This window comes from Streptomyces sp. NPDC048604 (assembly GCF_043199435.1).
GTDB lineage: Bacteria > Actinomycetota > Actinomycetes > Streptomycetales > Streptomycetaceae > Streptomyces.
This window is the reverse complement of record NZ_JBICVX010000009.1, coordinates 63,805-80,992: the sequence shown is the minus strand read 5'-3', so window position 1 is coordinate 80,992 and position 17,188 is coordinate 63,805. Positions and strand designations below refer to the sequence as shown.

At 73.0% G+C, this 17,188-nt stretch carries 11 protein-coding genes; 3 read left to right on the top strand and 8 right to left on the bottom strand.

The window, feature by feature from the left end:
* Positions 1-175: 175 nt before the first annotated feature.
* Both ACGFMM_RS19715 and ACGFMM_RS19710 read right to left on the bottom strand, forming a co-directional pair.
* Positions 176-1,180 carry a hypothetical protein gene (locus tag ACGFMM_RS19715; RefSeq protein ID WP_393647640.1) on the bottom strand — a complete coding sequence of 335 codons (1,005 nt, stop codon included), beginning with the start codon at positions 1,178-1,180 and terminating at the stop codon, positions 176-178.
* Entirely contained in the window at positions 1,177-4,737 is a 3,561-nt protein-coding gene (locus ACGFMM_RS19710; RefSeq protein WP_393647639.1) for a DNA polymerase III subunit alpha, read from the bottom strand. The genes ACGFMM_RS19715 and ACGFMM_RS19710 overlap by 4 nt, the downstream gene beginning before the upstream one ends.
* A gap of 155 nt (positions 4,738-4,892) precedes the next feature.
* Here ACGFMM_RS19710 and ACGFMM_RS19705 point away from each other — a divergent pair, with 155 nt between their 5' ends.
* Positions 4,893-5,993, top strand: a complete 1,101-nt coding sequence (locus tag ACGFMM_RS19705) for a DUF3533 domain-containing protein (RefSeq protein WP_393647638.1) — start codon at positions 4,893-4,895, stop codon at positions 5,991-5,993.
* A gap of 79 nt (positions 5,994-6,072) precedes the next feature.
* Positions 6,073-6,942, top strand: a complete 870-nt coding sequence (locus tag ACGFMM_RS19700; RefSeq protein ID WP_393647865.1) for an alpha/beta fold hydrolase — start codon at positions 6,073-6,075, stop codon at positions 6,940-6,942.
* A gap of 51 nt (positions 6,943-6,993) precedes the next feature.
* On the opposite strand, the gene fxsT is transcribed toward ACGFMM_RS19700, so the two are convergent.
* From fxsT to fxsA, 5 genes are all read right to left on the bottom strand, one after another.
* On the bottom strand, positions 6,994-10,923 hold the full coding sequence (fxsT, locus tag ACGFMM_RS19695; protein WP_393647637.1) for an FxSxx-COOH system tetratricopeptide repeat protein: 3,930 nt from the start codon (positions 10,921-10,923) through the stop codon (positions 6,994-6,996).
* Positions 10,907-12,268, bottom strand: a complete 1,362-nt coding sequence (locus ACGFMM_RS19690; RefSeq protein WP_393647636.1) for a TIR-like protein FxsC — start codon at positions 12,266-12,268, stop codon at positions 10,907-10,909. Before ACGFMM_RS19690 ends, fxsT begins: the two co-directional genes overlap by 17 nt.
* 76 nt (positions 12,269-12,344) lie before the next feature.
* A complete protein-coding gene (locus ACGFMM_RS19685) occupies positions 12,345-13,139 on the bottom strand; it encodes an aminoglycoside N(3)-acetyltransferase (RefSeq protein WP_393647635.1) in 795 nt (264 codons plus the stop codon).
* Positions 13,132-15,363, bottom strand: a complete 2,232-nt coding sequence (gene fxsBH / locus ACGFMM_RS19680) for a radical SAM/SPASM protein FxsBH, inactivated beta-hydroxylase extension form (RefSeq protein ID WP_393647634.1) — start codon at positions 15,361-15,363, stop codon at positions 13,132-13,134. The genes ACGFMM_RS19685 and fxsBH overlap by 8 nt, the downstream gene beginning before the upstream one ends.
* A gap of 9 nt (positions 15,364-15,372) precedes the next feature.
* Positions 15,373-15,537: an FxSxx-COOH cyclophane-containing RiPP peptide gene (gene fxsA / locus ACGFMM_RS19675; protein WP_393647633.1), complete on the bottom strand. Its 165-nt coding sequence runs from the start codon at positions 15,535-15,537 to the stop codon at positions 15,373-15,375.
* Between the two features lie 269 nt (positions 15,538-15,806).
* Here fxsA and ACGFMM_RS19670 point away from each other — a divergent pair, with 269 nt between their 5' ends.
* A complete protein-coding gene (locus ACGFMM_RS19670; RefSeq protein WP_393647864.1) occupies positions 15,807-16,682 on the top strand; it encodes a DUF4231 domain-containing protein in 876 nt (291 codons plus the stop codon).
* A 7-nt stretch (positions 16,683-16,689) separates the two neighbouring features.
* On the opposite strand, the gene ACGFMM_RS19665 is transcribed toward ACGFMM_RS19670, so the two are convergent.
* Positions 16,690-17,181: a hypothetical protein gene (locus ACGFMM_RS19665; protein ID WP_393647632.1), complete on the bottom strand. Its 492-nt coding sequence runs from the start codon at positions 17,179-17,181 to the stop codon at positions 16,690-16,692.
* Between the last annotated feature and the right edge of the window lie 7 nt (positions 17,182-17,188).

The window sequence follows — 17,188 nt, the reverse complement described above, 5'->3', positions numbered from 1 at the left end:
ATCGATCTCCTTGCGGCTCAAGGGAAATCAGGGGATGAACGCCGGCAGAGCCCTGCGGGAGGACCGCAGGTGGGGATGCTCCGCTCATGCCAAGCTACGCACGGGTAGCCTCAGGGGGAAGCAGCGCGGCAGGAAATATTGACTCCCCGTCAACAAGGCCGTTCCGGCCGGTGCGTCACGCCGCTTCGGACCCCGGCCCGTGCGGTGGCCGGCGGCGCGGGCCGCGCCGGGCCAGGGCGCCCGGGACCACCGCGCCGGGGCCGTACTTGGCCCGGGCCCGGTCCGCCACCGCCTCGATGCGCCGGACCTTCTCGTCCACCGGGTCGAAGGTGAGCTGGTGCCCCGCCCCCTCCGCCGGCCCCAGTCCCTCGGCGCGCAGCGCCACGGCCCGGACCCGGGCGCGCTGCAGGCCGAACGAGGCCAGCAGCGCGTACGCCGTCTCGGTGAGCGCCGTCGTGTGCGCGGTCGGCTCGCGCAGGGTGCGGGTCCGGGTGGTGACCGTTCGGTCCGCGTACCGCACGGTCACCGCGAGCGCCCGGCACACCTGGTGCTCCCGCCGCAGCCGGACGCCCAGCTCCCCGGTCAGCGCGAGCAGCGCCCTGCGCTGCTCGGCGGGGTCCAACTCGTCACGGGAAAAGGTGTGTTCGGCCGCGATGGAGCGCGCGGCGGCGTTCGGCACGACGGTGCTGCGGTCGATGCCCCGGGCCCGTTCCCACAGCTCCCGGCCGACCCGCGCGCCGATCAGCCGCTGGACCACGGCGAGCGGGGCGGCGGCGAGCCGGCCGACGGTGTCGAGTCCGTAGCCGCTCAGGGTGCGGGCGGTGCTGCGGCCGACGCCGTCGAGTTCGGCGACCGGTCGGTCCCGCAGGAAGGCCGCCGCGTCCTCGACGACCAGGGTCGCTCCACGGCCGGCCGCGCGGGCGGCGATCCGGGCGGCCATCGGGGTGGGGCCGACGCCGATGACGCACTCCGTGCCGTACAGGGCGAGCGCCCTGACCCGTACCACGGAGGCGAGTTCGGCCGCGGTCCAGCCGAAGTAGCGCAGTGCGCCGCGCACGTCGGCGAGCGCCTCACCGGGGGGCACGGCCTGCACGACTGGGGTGAACTCGGTCAACAGCCGTACCAGACGGGGAAGTTCCACGTCGGCGGTCTCGGACCTGAGCCGTACACAGAGGATCATCCCGCGCTCCCCGGACTCGAGTGCCACAGTTTCTTCGGCGGGGTCGCCGCGCCTTCGCCGGCCGGTTTCAGGTCGGCCCAGGGGTTCATCTCGTACCCGGTGGACATCCGGATCCGCCGCCCGTCGTCGGCCCGCTCCCCCTCCCCGGCCTCCGCCGCCGGCGGCTGGGCCAGCCGGGCCGCGACCGCGTCGAGCCCGCCCTCGCGGCGCAGTTCGATCAGCTCCGCGAGGTCCCAGGCGGCCGCGCCGACCACGCTGACGCTGCGCGGCCCGCGCCGCTGCACGACGCCGCGGACCAGCAGCAGCCAGGAGTGGAACACGGTGTGGGCGCAGGCGTCGTGGGAGTCGTCGAAGAAGGCGAGGTCGACCAGGCCGGTGCCGTCGTCGAGGGTGGAGAAGATGACCCGCTTGCCGGAGCGGATCGGCGGGGTCTGGGTGGCCGCCTTGGCCCCGGCGACCAGCACAGTCCGGCCGTGCGCGGCGGCCCGCAGCTGCTGGGCGGAGACCACGCCGAGTTCGCGCAGGAAGCCGTCGTGGTCGCTCATGAGGTGGCGCGAGGCGTCCATGCCGAGCACACCCAGCTCGGCGCTGAGCCGCTCCGACTCGTCGAGGTCGGGCAGCCCGACGGGGGCCGTCTTCCGCCCCTGGGCGAGCGGGAGCTGGCCGCCGTACGAGGCCGCGCCGCGCTGCACGCGGTGCAGTTCGGAGAGGTGCAGCAGCAGATCGCGCCGGTTGGCCCCGAACGCGTCCAACGCCCCCACCTGCGCGAGGCGTTCGGCGATCGGCCGGCGCGGCCGGGCCCGTTCCCAGAAGTCGAGCAGGGAGGCGTACGGCTGTTCCGCCTCGATCCGGGCGCACTCGGCCTCGCTGATGCCGTGGACGTCGCAGAGCGCGAGCCGCAGCCCCCACCGCTCCGACCCACCAGACACCAGTTCGATTCTGTGTGCGGCCCCGGACCGGTTGACGTCCAGCGGCAGCACCGGCACCCCGCGCCGCCGGGCGTCCGCGAGCAGCAGCCGCTTGGGGTACATGCCGGGGTCGTGGGTGAGCAGCCCGGCGTAGAAGGCGGCCGGGTGGTGCGCCTTGAGCCAGGCGGACTGGTACGTGGGCACGGCGAAGGCGACCGCGTGCGCCTTGCAGAAGCCGTACGAGCCGAACGCCTCGACGATCTCCCAGGTGCGGGCGACGACCTCCTGCGCGTAGCCGCGCCGCGTCGCCTCCTGGGCGAACCAGGTCTTGATCTTCCCCTGCGACTCGGGGTGGGACAGCCCGCGCCGCACCTGGTCGGCCTCGTCCCGGCGGCAGCCGGTCATGATGCTGACGATGCGGATGATCTGCTCGTGGAAGACGACCACGCCGTAGGTCTCCTTCAGCGCCTCCTCCAGATCGGGGTGCGGATAGCGGGCCGGGGTCCGGCCGTGCCGGGCCTCGATGAACGGGCGCACCATGTCGGCGGCGACCGGTCCGGGCCGGAACAGCGAGATGTCGACGACGAGGTCGTGGAAGTTCGCGGGCTGGAGCCGGCCGACGAGGTCGCGCTGGCCGGGCGACTCGATCTGGAAGCAGCCGAGCGTCTCGGCGGACCGGATGAGCCGGTACGTCGCGGGGTCGCCCGCCGGGACCGCGTCGATGTCGACGCGCTCGCCGGCGGCCCGTTCGAGCTCGGCGACCGCGTGCGCCATCGCGGACTGCATCCGCACCCCGAGCACGTCGAGCTTGAGCAGCCCGAGGTCCTCGACGTCCTCCTTGTCGAACTGGGACATCGGGAGCCCCTCGCCGCTGGTGGGCACCACGGGGGTGCGGGTGAGCAGCGAGGCGTCGGAGAGCAGGACGCCGCAGGGGTGCATGGCGATGCCGCGGGGCAGCGCGTCGAGCCCCTCGACGAGCTCCCAGAGCTTGCCGTACCGCTGCTTCTCGCCCGCGAGCGCGCGCAGTTCGGGCAGTTCGTCGAGGGCGGCGCGGGCGTCCCGGGCGCGGATGTGCGGGAAGGACTTGGCGATCCGGTCGATCTCGGCCGGGTCCATCGACAGGGCGGCGCCCACGTCCCGGACCGCGTGGCGGACCCGGTAGGTCTCCGGCATGGAGACGGTGGCGACCCGCTCGGCGCCGAAGCGGCCGATGATCGCCCGGTAGACCTCCAGTCGGCGGGCGGACTCGACGTCGACGTCGATGTCGGGCAGGGCGGTGCGCGCCTTGGACAGGAAGCGCTCCATGAGCAGGCCGTGCTCGACCGGGTCGGCGTGCGCGATGCCGAGCAGATGGTTGACGAGGGAGCCGGCGCCTGAGCCCCGGGCGGCCACCCGGATGCCCATCCGGCGGACGTCGTCGACGACTTGAGCGACCGTCAGGAAGTAGGTGGCGAAGCCGTGGTGGGCGATGATGTCGAGCTCGCGGTGCATCCGGTCCCAGTAGTCCCGGCGGTTCTCGTAGCCGCGCAGGACCATGCCGGCGGCGGCCCGGGAGGTCAGCACCCGTTGGGCGCTGCGGTGCGCGGCGCCGACGAGCTGCGGTTCGGGGAAGTGGGCGGAGCCCATGCCGAGGTCGTCCTCGGGGTCGACGAGGCACTGCGCGGCGGTCTCCTCGGTGGCGGTGAGCAGCCGGTGCGCGGCGTCGCGGCGGAAGCCGGCCGCCTCGGCGACCCGCTCGGCGTTCCGGGCCATGGCGGCGGGGTCCTTGAGCCAGCGCTCGCCGCTGTCGAGGCCGCCGAGCGCGGTGACGGGGACGAGCCGGCGGGCCGCGTCGAGGACGTCGGCGACCGGGCCCTGGCCGGCGTCGGCGTACCGGACGGCGTTGCTGAGCACGGCCCGTACGCCCTGGTCGGCGGCGAGTCCGAGGGTACGGGCGGCCTGGCGCAGCGAGCCGGGTCCGGTGCCCTCGCGGCCGTGGTGGACGACCTCCAGGCGCAGCGCGTCGCCGTACCGCTCGCGCCAGGGGGCGAGCAGCCGGGCGGCGCGGTCGGGGCGGCCGGCGGCGAGGGCGCGGCCGACCTCGGAGTCGGGTCCGAGCAGCACGGTGAGGCCCTCGCCGTGGTTCGCGTCCCAGGCCAGCAGGGGGCCGGGTCCACCGGCGGAGCGGGGCCCGGCGGCGGAGGGCCGGGCGCCTGGGGGCCGGCCGCCGCCGCCCGGGACGGTCCCGTCGGCCACGGTCCCGTCGCCCGCCGGCACCGGCCCGCTCCCCGCGTGGGCGGCGGTGACCAGCCGGCAGAGCTCGGCCCAGCCGGTGCGGGAGCGGGCGAGGAAGACGGCGCGGGGCGCGGACTCGTCGAGGAAGACGCCGCCGCGCACGGGGGACCGGCGCGCGGAGGTGCGCCGGTCCCCCGGCTCGGGGCGGCCGGCGGCCGCCGTCGCGACGGCCAGGTCGACGCCGAACAGCGGCCGGACCCCGGCGGCCGCGCAGGCCTTGGCGAACCGGACCGTGCCCGCGAGGGAGTCGCGGTCGGTCAGGGCGAGGGCGTCCATGCCCCGCTCGGCGGCGCGCTCGGCCAGCCGGTCGGGGTGCGAGGCCCCGTAGCGCAGGGAGAAGCCCGACACGGTGCGCAGATGCGTGAAACCGGGCACCCGCACCTCCTGATCCTTCCGTTCTCACCTCCCCCTCCTCCACCATAGACCAAAGTTCGAACGCATGTACGAGCATGCGCACGGCCGCGACGCCGATGCCGCCATTCGGCCGCTCCCCGCCTGCACGGACCCCCGCGGGCCCGGAGCGTGGAGGCATGAGTTTCGTCGACGAGGTGAAGAACGCCGTCACCCCCAGGGCCGCCCTCCTGGTCATCGGGGTCCTCGCACTGCAGCTGCTGTTCATCACGTCCTACGTGGGCGCCCTGCACCATCCGAAGCCCCACGACATCAAGGTCGCCGTGGTCGCCCCCGAACAGCTCGCCGCGCCGGTCGCCGACCGGCTCGACACACTGCCCGGCTCCCCGCTGGACCCGCGCACCCTCACCGACGAGCGGGTCGCCCGCGACCAGATGCTCAACCGCGAGGTCGACGCCGCACTCGTGGTGGACCCCCGCTCCACCACCGACACCCTGATGATCGCCTCGGGCCAGGGCACGTCCGAGACCCAGGCGATCGTGCGGATCTTCACCGAGGTCGAACGGCAGCAGCAGCGCACCCTGCGCCTGGACGACGTGGCACCCGTCTCCGCCCAGGACGCCGGCGGTCTGACCTCGTTCTACCTGGTCGTCGGCTGGTGCGTGGGCGGCTACCTGTGCGCGGCGGTGCTCGCCATCAGCGCCGGCGCCCGGCCCGCCGACCGCAAGCGCGCCTCGATCCGGCTGCTCGTGATGGCCGCGTACGCGGTGGTGGCCGGCCTGTTCGGCACGCTGATCGCCGGCCCGGTCCTGGACGCGCTGCCCGGCAGCATCGGCGCCCTGTGGGGCCTGGGCGCGCTGACCGTGTTCGCGGTCGGGGCGGCCACCCTCGCGCTCCAGTCCGTCTTCGGCATCGTCGGCGTCGGCGTGGCGATCCTGCTCGTGGTGATCGCCGGCAACCCCAGCGCCGGCGGCGCCTACCCGCCGCCGCTGCTCCCGGAATTCTGGCGGACCATCGGCCCGGCCCTGCCGCCCGGCGCGGCGACGTGGACGGCCCGCTCCATCGCGTACTTCCGCGGCAACTCCGTGGCCGGCCCGACGCTGGTCCTCGCCCTGTGGGCGGCCGTGGGCACGATCGTCACCCTGGTCTTCTCCTCCTTCCGCCGCCGGGACGAGATCGACGCACTGGTGCGCCGTGGCGGCACTCCGCTCCCGGTCGCGCCCCCCAATGCGCCGGATCGCACCTCGTACATCCGCACGGAGCGGCTGTCGGAGGGATGATCAGCACTCCCAGAGGGAATGGGGGAGGTCGATTCCTGTAGACGGCATCGACTGAGGAGGCGGCGGGTTGCGAGGGCACATGCGGGTGTCGGACGGACGCCGGCTGATGGTGGAACGGCTCGGGGACCCGCAGGGCAGGCCGGTGTTCCTGCTCCACGGCACGCCCGGCAGCAGGCTCGGCCCGGCCCCGCGCGCCATGGTGCTGTACCAGCGCGGCATGCAGCTGATCGCGTACGACCGCCCCGGCTACGGGGGCTCGGACCGCTTCGAGGGCCGCAGCGTCGGCGACGTGGTCCACGACGTGACCGCGATCGCCGACGAACTGGGCCTGGAGCGGTTCGCGGTGGTCGGCCGATCCGGCGGCGCGCCGCACGCGCTGGCCTGCGCGGCGCTGATCCCGGAGCGGGTGACCCGGACCGCGGCGCTGGTGGCGCTGGCCCCGCGGGACGCGGACGGACTCGACTGGTTCGAGGGCATGACGGCCCACAACGTCAGGGAGTACACCACCGCCTCCCAGGACCCCGGCGGGGTCGCCGCCCGGCTCACCCCGCGCGCCGACGAGATCCGCAAGGACCCGATACGGCTCCTGGACGACCTGCGCCGGGAGCTCACCGAACCTGACCGGATGGTCGTCGCCGACGCCGGCGTCCGCTCCATGCTGCTGCGCAACTACCAGGAGGCGCTGCGCACCTCGGCCTGGGGCTGGATCGACGACGCGCTGGCCTTCTGCAGCCCCTGGGGCTTCGACCCGGCGGACATCCCCGGCGAGGTGATGCTCTGGCACGGCGAGCAGGACGTCTTCTCGCCGGTCGGCCACTCCCGCTGGCTGGCCGACCGCATCCCGGGGGCGACGGCGGTCCTCGAACCGTCCGCCGCCCACTTCGACGCGCTGCACGCGCTGCCGCGGGTGCTCACCTGGCTGCTGGACGCCGACCCGACGGACGCCTGACCCGGCAGCGCTGCGGCGACGGGGGCTCCCGGTCGGGAAGCCCCCGTCCCGTCACATCGCCAGCGGCTCCAGGTCGCGGTGCACCCGCCGCTCGTCGCGGGCGACCCGGGTGAGCGAGTGCTCCTCCCCCAGCTGCCGCGCCAGCTCGTCGACGGTCTCGTGGTGCAGCCGCGCCGCCTCCTCCTTGCGGCCGAGGCCGCTCAGCGTCACCGCCATGTTGGAGCAGACCGCGAGCACCTCGGGGTGCAGCGACCCGAGCCCCTCGCGCAGTCCGGTCACGGCCCGCCGCTCCAGCTCCAGGACCTCGTCCAGCTTCCCGAGGTCGGCCTTGGCGTTGGCGAGGTTGACCGTGCAGAACAGGACGTGCGGATGCGCGTCGCCGAGCACGTCGCTCAGAGACCGCAGCGCCCCGGCGAGCAGCTGCTCGGCCAGCTCCGGCGCCCCGCAGCCCCACTGGTAGATGCCGAGGTTGTTGATCGCGGCCAGGGTGTACGGATGCCGCTCCCCCGGCACCTTCATGTACTGGTCCACGACCTCCTGCGCCATGTCGCGGGCGGCCACCGGCTCGCCGGAGGCGAACAGGTCGGCGGCCAGGTTCAGGTCGCAGGCGAGCGTGTCCGGGTTGGCCTGGGTGTACTTCTCCCGGTACCGGTTGCGGGTCGCCGTGGTCAGCCGGCGGGCGTGCTCGACCTGGTCGGCCCTGCGCAGCGACACCGCGAGCGACTTGGCGGCCGCCAGGGTGCCGGGGAACGCCCTGCCCAGGGTCTCCTTGTACACCTCGTAGGTGCGGCTGAGCAGGCTGACCGAGTCCTCGTAGCGGCCGACCTCGCGCAGGTCGCGGGCGAGCGAGGCGGCCGAGGACAGGGTGTACGGGTGCTCCGCGCCGAGCACCTCGGAGCGCCGGTCGAACACCTCCTGGTCGATCTCGCGGGCCCGCGCGTACTGCCCGACCATGCGCAGGTTGAGCGCCAGGTTGTTGGCCGCGGCCAGCGTCCTCGGGTGCGAGTCGTGGAAGATCTCGCTGAAGCCCTCGTGCGCCTCGGTGGCCAGTTCCATGGCCCTGCTGTACTCGCCGAGCGCGCCGAGGTCCATGGCGAGGCCGGAAGTGGTCATGTACGTGTGCGGGTGCGAGTCGCCCAGCACGTTCCGCTGCCGGATCAGCGTCTCCTCGCCGAGCTCCCGGGCCTCCACGAACCGGCCCTGTGTGCGCAGGATGTTGGCGAGGTGGAAGCGCAGGTAGAGGTACTGGAGATCGTCGTTGCCGAGCATCTCCCGCCAGGCGTCGCGCAGATCGCTGGCGAGCGCGTACGCGGTCCGTACGTCGCCGCGCTTCCACAGGTAGCGGACCCGGTCGATGAGCAGCCGGCGGGTCTCCGGCTCGATGCAGTACCGGGCCTCGGACGGGCCGAGGTGCGGCCAGATGGTGTTGAACCGCGGCCAGCTGTCCGGGTTGTCGATCGGCTCGTTGTCCTCAGGCCGGGCGCCGGCGAGGATGCGGTGCACGGCGTGCCGGGCGTCCCGCTGCTCCTCCTCGCTGAGCTGGGCCCGGATCACGGCCTGGACGAGCCGGTGCACCTGGATGGACTCGGAGACCTGGTCGACCTTGGCGAGGGCGAACCGGCCGATCTCGCGGATCACCTTGCCGAGGACCAGCTTCTCCTGGAGCGCCGGGTCGTAGGGCTTGAGGGCGTCGATCATCTCCTTGCTGTAGAGCAGGTTGGAGTGGATCGGCTCGGGCGCGAAGAAGGCGCAGAGCTGCAGCAGCCGGACCGCGGCGGGCGAACGCTGCTTGAGCCGCTCGATGGACACGTTCCAGGTGGCGGCGACCGGTTCGGGGTAGCCGACGGGCTGGTTGAGGCCGAGGGTGCGGGCGGCCTGCTGCTCCAGCTGCTCCAGGTAGGCGGTGACCGGGGTGGCGGTCTCCGCGATCCAGGCGGCGGCCTGTTCGACGGCGAGCGGCAGGTCGCCGACCGCGGCGGCGACCCGGTCGGCGTCCGCGCCGGTCAGTCCGGGGGCGCGGCGGCGCAGGTGCTCGACGGACTCCTCGCGCAGGAAGACGTCGACGGGCAGCGCGTTGCCGTGCTGGGACCAGCTCTGGTTGCGGGAGGTGACCAGGATGTGGCCGCCGGACGGGAAGTACCGCCTCAGCTGGTCGGGGTCGTCGGCGTTGTCGAAGACCAGGAGCCAGCGGTTGGTGGGCACGCCGCGGCGCAGCAGGTCGACGGCCTCCTGGGAGGCGGCCGCCATGTCGTCGCCGCCCTGCGCGCCGAGCCGGCCGGCGAGTTCGGCGAGGGCGGCGACGACGTCGTCGGTCTGCTCGGCGGAGATCCACCAGACCAGGTCGTAGTCGGCCATGAAGCGGTGCACGTACTCCAGGGCCACCTGGGTCTTGCCGACGCCGCCGAGGCCGTACAGGGTCTGCGGCTGCGGCAGCACGACGGCCATGCCCGCGCCGAGCTGGTCGCGCATCCGCTCCAGGACGACGGAGCGGCCGGTGAAGCCGGAGTTCCGGGGCGGCGCGTTCCAGATCTTGGGGACGGTGCCCGGGAAGCGGGGGCCGGGGGCCTGGCCGTCGGGCAGGGTGACGGGGCGCTCCAGGGCGCGCAGCAGCGCGCTGGTGGCGTGGTGCTCGTCGAGCCGGTAGAGGTCGACCGGGTTGCGGTCGATGTACGGGGCGGTGAGCCGGACGTCGCCGACCCGGAGCGCCAGCAGATGACGGCGGCTGCCGGCCGCGTCCTCGGCCGAGGCGCGCTGCCACACCTCCATGGCGCGGGTGGACTTGAGGTAGGCGCTGGACAGCAGCACGACGGTGCGGGCGGCGTGCTCGCCGGGGTGCACCGCGGGCTCGTCGGGCCCGGGTTCGGCGGAGACGTCGCGCGGGACGACGCGGAAGCCGGCCCGGGTGAGCACGGACTCGATCCAGTCGGCCCACATGCGGTTCTCGGCCACGTACGACAGGAACAGGTCGGCGGGCAGGGCGGGGCGCCGGCGGGTGAAGGCGTCGCGGATCCGCAGCCGCGGCTCCTCGGCGACCGGCGGCATGCCGGTGATCTCGCCCTCGGTGACCACGGAGGTGAGCCGTTCGAAGGCGGAGAGCAGCGAGGTGGTGAGCCCGGCCTCGTCACCGAAGGCCGCGAGGGTCTCCTCGTAGGCGTAGTAGGGGCGGTACGGGATCTCCACGGCGCCCCAGTAGGCGGTGAGCTCCTCGCCGCCCAGGCCGCTCGGGAAGCCGTCGAACTTGAGCCGGGCGAGGGCGCGTCCGGCGTCGGCCTTCTCCTTCTCGCCCTCGTCGATCCGCATCGGCACCGGGTAGATCTTGATGCCGCGGCCGCTGTACTGCTCGTGGATCTGGCGGGCGATGGAGGCGGCGCCGTCGATGGACTGGTCGCTGAGGGTGAAGCAGTCGACGAGGACGTCCGGCAGGTGGACGGTGCAGATGTCGGCGATGTCGCTGAGGCCGGTGCGGCTGTCGATGAGGACGTAGTCGTAGTTGGCCTTCATGTCGTCGCGGAGCGCGTCGAAGAAGTGCCCGCCGCCGAGCCGGTTGTAGAAGTCGTCCCAGTCGAAGGTGGAGGCGGTGGTCGAGTACTCGCGGTTCTGCTTGCCCGCGGAGACGAAGTCGAGGGTGCCGCCGGCGGGGAACTCCCAGCCGAGGGCCTCGGGCCGCAGCGAGACGGCGTGCGGCTGGATCCGGGCGTACTCCAGGTGCCAGTCGTCCGGCCGTCCGGCGGCGTTGGGCGCGGCCCAGGCGTACTCGGTGATCATGTCGATGACGCCGGTGGTGGCGCCGAGGGTGGCCGGGTCGAGGAAGGGGTGGAAGAAGCGGTGCAGGCCCGGTGCTTCCAGGTCCCAGTCGACGGCCAGCACCCGCTTGCCGTTGGCGGCGAGTATCCAGGCGGTGTTGGCCAGGGCCATGGTGCGGCCCGTTCCGCCCTTGTACGAGTAGAACGTGACGATGCGTCCGTCACGGCTGGCTGTCATCCGGGTCCTCCGCATCGGGCGCTGAGAGCGTGTCGGGGGCGTACTGGGTGATCGCGAGATCGGTGGGCATCGGGCCGCGCAGCCGGGGCCGTTCGGTGTGCCGGCCGCCGGCGGGCGGGTAGACGGTGGCGTGCCTGAGGTACTGCTGGGCGGCCGTCTCGACGACCTGGGGCAGGAGCTGGCTGAACAGGTCCATGCTGGGCACGCCGCGGGCGGCGGCCCAGACTGCGGCCCGCGCCTGGCCCATCCTGACGGGCATGGTGCGGGCGAAGATCTCGGTGAGCGCGTCCTCCTCGGCGAGGCTCTCCCGGTCCGTCCGGCTGAAGGGCACGATCACGCTGACCCAGGGCCGGTGCTCGCTGTCGAAGGCGGCGAGCCGCTTGCGTCTGGCCTCGTCCTTCAGGGCCCAGCGGTCCACGATCAGGATCTCCGGGCGGGTGGGCGGCTGCTTGGAGTCCAGGTGTCCGCCGTCCAGGTCGAACGAGCTGAGTCTGACCTGGTAGTTGAGGGAGCGGATGAGGTCCTCGGCCACATAGGCGAGGGGCCGGGCGGCGTCCGGGTAGTAGGGGTTCCAGTCGTGCGGGGTCTCCCCGTAGTAGTCGGCCGAGCGGCCCGGGGGGAGGTCGTGCCGGGTGGGGGCGGCGATCGTCACCTGGATGGGCCGGGGGCCGGAGCTGCCCTTGGTCCCGAAGGCGCTGGGCGCCTGACGGTAGTCGAGCGGGCGGCTGGGCGCCACCGCTGCCGAATCGGCCACCGAGACGATGCGCCGGGCCAGTTCGTAGACCGCGCGCTCGTACTCCTCGGCGAACACCCGGAGTTTGATCAGTCCGTAGAGCCCGTCGGTGACATAGCGGTCCCCGAAAGCCCGGTGGTTGAACTGCAACCGCTCGGCGGGGCCGGGCAGTTGTTCGGGCGGCACCGGTACCCACAGCGCGGGCACGATGGCCTCGGCGGGCTTGTTGTGCTTGGCGTGATGGTTGATGGTCCGCTGTTCGAAGGCGAACCACTCCTTGCCGCACATCTCGCTGGCGAAGTAGCGGGGCGAGAAGAGCGGGACGAAGACCCGGCAGGTGGCGAGCACTTCGCCGAGCCGTTCCGACCAGCCCTCGCCGGAGCGTATCTCCCGGTCCATGAAGCCCGGGGGCGCCCCGGCCGGGAGATCCGTCATGGCCATCACATGGCCGCATAAATCACGGAAGAGCCGTTCCACCCACATGTCCGGGTCCTGGCCGCCCGGTCCGTACCTCGGCGTATGCGCGTAACTCAAGAAGAAGTACGGGCGATGGTCCGCCGCTCGCGCTAGCGATGACGCTGTCACACGACCCCCGTCCTGTGTGTGTCCCACCCACGATGCGAAAGGACGTGAGCGAATTAATCAATACCGGAGCAGACCTTGCTCCATCCCCATGACCTTCAGTCAATCAACGCCGCTTTTCAGTCATCCATTGCACGGCATGGTCGACCGCATCCCTCAACGAGAACAGTCGCGCGAACGTTCCCCCCAGCCGCCCCTCGTGTTTCAGCCGCCAAGGAAAGGACGCGCCGACCGCCGCGAAATCGCTGTCGTCCAGGGCGGCGTCGCGGTACTCGGCCCATTCCGGCCCGCCGTCCGCCCCGCGGATCACACAGCGATAGCTCCGCTCCGGGGCTCCGGTGCGGTATTCGGCGAGGTGGAACGCGGTGCACACGTCGAATCCCACATTGATCATCAACACCTTGGCGTCCGCCCGCCACAGCGCCCCCAGCGGCGACTCCTCACCGAGGTGGCTGTCCAGCGGATGGTTCGCCATCAGCCGCTCCGCGTCCCGGCCGACGGCCGCGAACGAGGTCTGCGGATGGACGCTGCGCACCGCCCCCGGCGCGGTCCGCACCGACTCCGCCAGCCGCCCCATGCCCGGGCAGGGGGTGTGCAGCGGGTCGAAGGCCGGCATCCCCGCCCGCACGGCCGCCGTCCCCGCGGGGGTCAGGCCGGCCACCAGGTCCCGGTACTGGGGCGAGGTGTCGGAGTTCTCCGGGGTGAACGCCGGGACGACGAGGGTCCCCCCGGGACCCAGCACCGCCCGCAGCGCCTCGCGCAGCAGGCCCGCCTCCAGGCCCGTCCCGGACAGGGAGGCGTGGACGAGCAGGGTCCACCCCGGCCGCAGCCCTAATCGGACCAGGCCTGCGACGATCCCTTCCGCGGGCCCGGACCGGGGCACCGTCGTGGAGTCAGTCACGGCTCAGCTCCTCGCGCATCGCGGTCAGCAGCGCCCTGCCGCTGACGGTCGTCTCGGCGGCGCGCTCCAGGGTGTCGAGCGCCCGCGCCGCGTGCTCGGCGTGCCGTGCGTCGCCGGGCTCGTACCCGGCGAGCCCCACCCGCTCGTACGCCCCCGCGAGGAGCCGGGAGTACGGGACCGGCGTGTCCTGCCAGGGCGCGGGGTGGCTCCACACGCCGTCCTGCGCGTGGAGGTCCGCCACTTCGTGAAGTGCCCGCAGCCTGGCCCGCCGGAACCCCACGAGCAGTGCCCTGGCCAGATCCGGCACCGTGCCGCGCAGCGGGAGCCCGAGGGCCCCGTAGCCGTGCCGGCCGACGGACGGCTCGGTTCCGGCGAGCGGGGTGAGGGTGTGCAGCGCGGCGGCCGCCTCGTCGGCCTGGCGCGGGGCGCGTTCGCGCAGCAGCGCCCAGGCGCGGGCGAGCCGTCCGCTCCAGCGGGCGGCCTCCTCCAGGGAGAGCCGGTGATGCGCGGGGGCGCCGAAGCAGTCGCGGTACGGGTCGAGGTCGTCGATCGCCGCGTCGGGCGCCCCGTCCCGGCCGAGCCCGCGCACCGGCCGCCAGCCGGGGACGGTCTCGTCGAGCCGGACGATCCGCCGCTCGGCGCCGCCCACCTCGACCAGGAAGCCCTTCTCGGCCACCCGCACCCGGGCCTCGCCGCGTTCGGGCGCGCCGGGCAGCTCCAGCTCGCCGAGCGTCGGCAGCAGCAGGGCGCCCTTCTCGTACGGGACCCGCACCGGCAGCTCCAGGCCTCCGCGGACGGCCGCGGCGGCCACGTACCGGGCGAGGCGCAGCGCGGTGGCGGTCGCGTCGGGGCGTCCGGCCCGCAGGGCGTGCAGGGCGTCCAGGAGCCAGCCGCGGGTGTACGGGTGGACCAGGACCTCGTCGAGGCCGTCGGAGCGCGCCTCGACCAGGCAGGCGAGCTCCCAGGCCTCCTCCCAGTCCTCGCCGCCCCGGCCGTCGAGTGCGCGGTGGAGCTCGGCGAGCAGCCCGCGGTCGAGCTCGTACTGCTCGACGGCGAGGGCGGGGGCCGGGCCGGCGACGGCCGGGGAGACCAGCCGGGCGGCGGTGCGCTCCTCGACGCCGCGGACCAGCGCCTCCAGGTCCGCGCAGTACACGGAGGCGTTGGCGAAGGGGTCCTTGCCGCTGACGTCGGGCCGGTAGCGGTGGGTGTAGAGGCCGCCTCCGCAGGAGCGGACCACCGGGCAGGAGCGGCAGACGGCGGCGACGCCGGCGAGGCCCGACTGGCGGGCGCGGATGCCGGGGTGGGCGGCGACCTCGTCGAGGGAGTGGGTGAAGACGTCGAACCCGGTGGCGGCGGCGCCGTCGTAGGCGCTCTTGAGCGAGTCGACCTGTTCCAGGGTGCCGTCGGTCTCGACCACGACGAGGTCGGCGGGGGCCAGGCCCAGGGACTCGGTGAGGCTGGGGCCGCCCGCGAGGGTGGAGAGCACGGACTCGAAGAACCGGACGGGGACCGGGCGGCCCTGGCCGTCCCAGCGGTCGAAGACCGCGAGCAGCCAGTCGGCGTACGCGGTGGGCGAGCCGTCCGGCCGGGGCGGCGGGTGCTCCCAGGTGGCGTGCGGGAGCAGGAAGTCGATCCGGGGCGGGGCGAGGGCGAGCAACGCGTCGTACACGGCGACGGGGTCGTTCGCGAGGTCGATGGTGCACAGCAGGCCGAGGTCGAGGTGCTTGTAGCGGTCCTGGTGCAGGAGTTCGACGGCCCGGAGGACCTTGGCGTGGCTGCTGCGGCCGTCGGCGTAGCGCCGGTGCCGGTCGTTGGCGGCCCGGTCGCCGTCGAGGGAGATGCCGACCCGGACGCCGAACTCGTCGAAGACATCGAGGTGACGGGGGCTCAGCTGGATCCCGTTGGTGTGGATCCGGAGGTCGAGCCGGGTGACGGGGGCGAGGGTCCGGGTGAGTTCGGCACAGACCTCGCGCAGCCGCGCGGGCCCCGCCAGTAATGGCTCCCCTCCGTGCAGGATGACTGACACGGAGGTCAGAGCATGTTTCTCGGCATGCTCCGCCAGTCGCAGAGCAGTCCGGGCGACCGCTTGTTCAGAGATCACCCTGGGTCGGGTTTGCCAGCTCTGATCAGCGTGTTCGTAGATGTAGCAGTGATCACATGCAAGATCACAACGACTGTGGATCTTGAGAACTACTTCCTGGAAAGGGACCAGGGGTTCTGTCATTCCGCCAGTCTAGAGGGCGGAATTGAAGCTCGACGCACGCTCCGCACGGTCCGCCGACACCGGCAGAAGACGACCGATCTTCTTTGCGGTTGCGGCCTCTCGCACGTCGATCTCGGCGAGGGGCACCCGGTTCTTCTTCGCGGCAGCGAAGGTGACAGAGGTCTGAAGGCTCACGATGGCCGTCCTAGGTCATCCAAATGTGCTCATTACTGAGGCGGCGCCATTGCGGTGCGCGCGCGCACGACTTTACCCTCAGTCCCACCAGCGGCAAGTCAGCCTGCAGCGATCAATTCCGAAGTGGCGGAGGAGGTGGACCGGCCTCCACCGACAGGTGACCGAAGGGTGACCGGCAGGTGTGAATTCAGCCATTCCATCGAAAGAGTGAAGCCACAACCGCAAAGACGGGGGTACGCATGAGCGGGCTCGGCGGTCCTCTCCAGAGCATGGTCTTCCGCAACGCCGATCTTCCGGTGCTCTTCCACCGGACCGACGAGATCGCGGTGACGCGCCAGCGGGAGGCCGTCACGGACACCCGCCTCCAGCTGCTGCTTCTCGTCCTGGGCTCCTGTTTCGCCCTCGCGCCATACCAACTCACCAGCGCATTAAGCGCGTTGACGTTCGCGGGGGTACTGGCCGTGACCTACCGCGCGTCCCGCCGGCGCGCAAAGTCGCACTGGCAACTCAACCGCTCCGCAGCCGAGTTCATCAAGTCGACCTGCTGGCGGTATTCGGTCCACGGCGCCCCCTACGACGCCGACTTCCCCGACCCGGACGCCGAGTTCACGGCCCGGCTCGAGGAGGGTCTGGCGGAGCTGCGCAAGGTGGGCTGGCAGGATCCGCGCGAGCTGGAGTCGGGATCGGGGGCCGAACTCATCACCGGGCCCATGCGCATGCTGCGGGCCAAACCGTTCAGCGTACGCAAGGAGACGTACGTCCGTGACCGGCTGATCGAGCAGCGGAACTGGTACCACCGCCGGACGGTCGTCTCCCGCCGGGCGACGACCTTCTGGTCCGTCACCATCGCGCTGCTCACCCTGTTGGCTCTGTTCTTCGGCGTGCTCCACACCCTCGCCGTGGCCGAGTCCTTCGATCCGGCCGGGGTGCTGGCCGCCGCGGCCGCCGCCTGCGTGGCGTGGGGCGAGGCGCGCCGGCACCAGCCGCTGATCGCGGCGCACTCGCTCGTGGAGGAGGACCTGGCCGCCATCCAGACGGCGATGCAGACCACGGTCGACGAGAGCCGCTGGCCCGCCGCGGTCTACGAGGCCGAGCGGATCGTCTCGCCGCAGCACACTGACTGGCTGGTGCGACATAGGAGTTGACTGCCAGTCAGGAGCGGCGGACGCCTTCGCGCCAGATCACGGTGACCGGCCGGCCGCGCTCGCGCGCGTAGGCCACGATGTCCCCGGTGCCGCCGAGCCCGCGGGCCGGCTCGCCGTCCCAGACGGCGAGCAGGGCGTCGCAGTGGTCGGCGATATAGGTGCCGGCGGCGAAGTACGCCTCGTCCGTGGAGTGCGCGAAGGCCATTCGGACCTCCCGGCTGGCCCGCTCGCGCAGCACCTGGTAGCGGGCCAGTTCGCCGGGCTCTTCGAAGGCGTCCTCGTAGTCCCCGCTGGGGATCACCACGGTGAGCCGGGCCCCGCAGTCCAGGGCGATGTCCGCGAACAGCTGGTCCGCGCCGACGGCCAGGCTGGAGTACACCTCCAGGCCGCCGCCGTCGCCGCAGCCCGCGGCCTTCAGGGCCGCCTCCAGTTCGGCGCGGACATGCGCGTACGCCGCAGGGGGAATGTCTCTGTGGCCGGTCACTCCGATGCGCATCACTGACCCG

What these genes read in the sequence shown, in the direction of transcription:
- ACGFMM_RS19715 (WP_393647640.1), bottom strand. Translation starts at nt 1,180, where the DNA reads ATGATCCTCTGTGTACGGCTCAGGTCCGAGACCGCCGACGTGGAACTT.
- ACGFMM_RS19705 (WP_393647638.1), top strand. Translation starts at nt 4,893, where the DNA reads ATGAGTTTCGTCGACGAGGTGAAGAACGCCGTCACCCCCAGGGCCGCC.
- ACGFMM_RS19700 (WP_393647865.1), top strand. Translation starts at nt 6,073, where the DNA reads ATGCGGGTGTCGGACGGACGCCGGCTGATGGTGGAACGGCTCGGGGAC.
- fxsT (WP_393647637.1), bottom strand. Translation starts at nt 10,923, where the DNA reads ATGACAGCCAGCCGTGACGGACGCATCGTCACGTTCTACTCGTACAAG.
- fxsBH (WP_393647634.1), bottom strand. Translation starts at nt 15,363, where the DNA reads ATGACAGAACCCCTGGTCCCTTTCCAGGAAGTAGTTCTCAAGATCCAC.
- ACGFMM_RS19670 (WP_393647864.1), top strand. Translation starts at nt 15,807, where the DNA reads ATGGTCTTCCGCAACGCCGATCTTCCGGTGCTCTTCCACCGGACCGAC.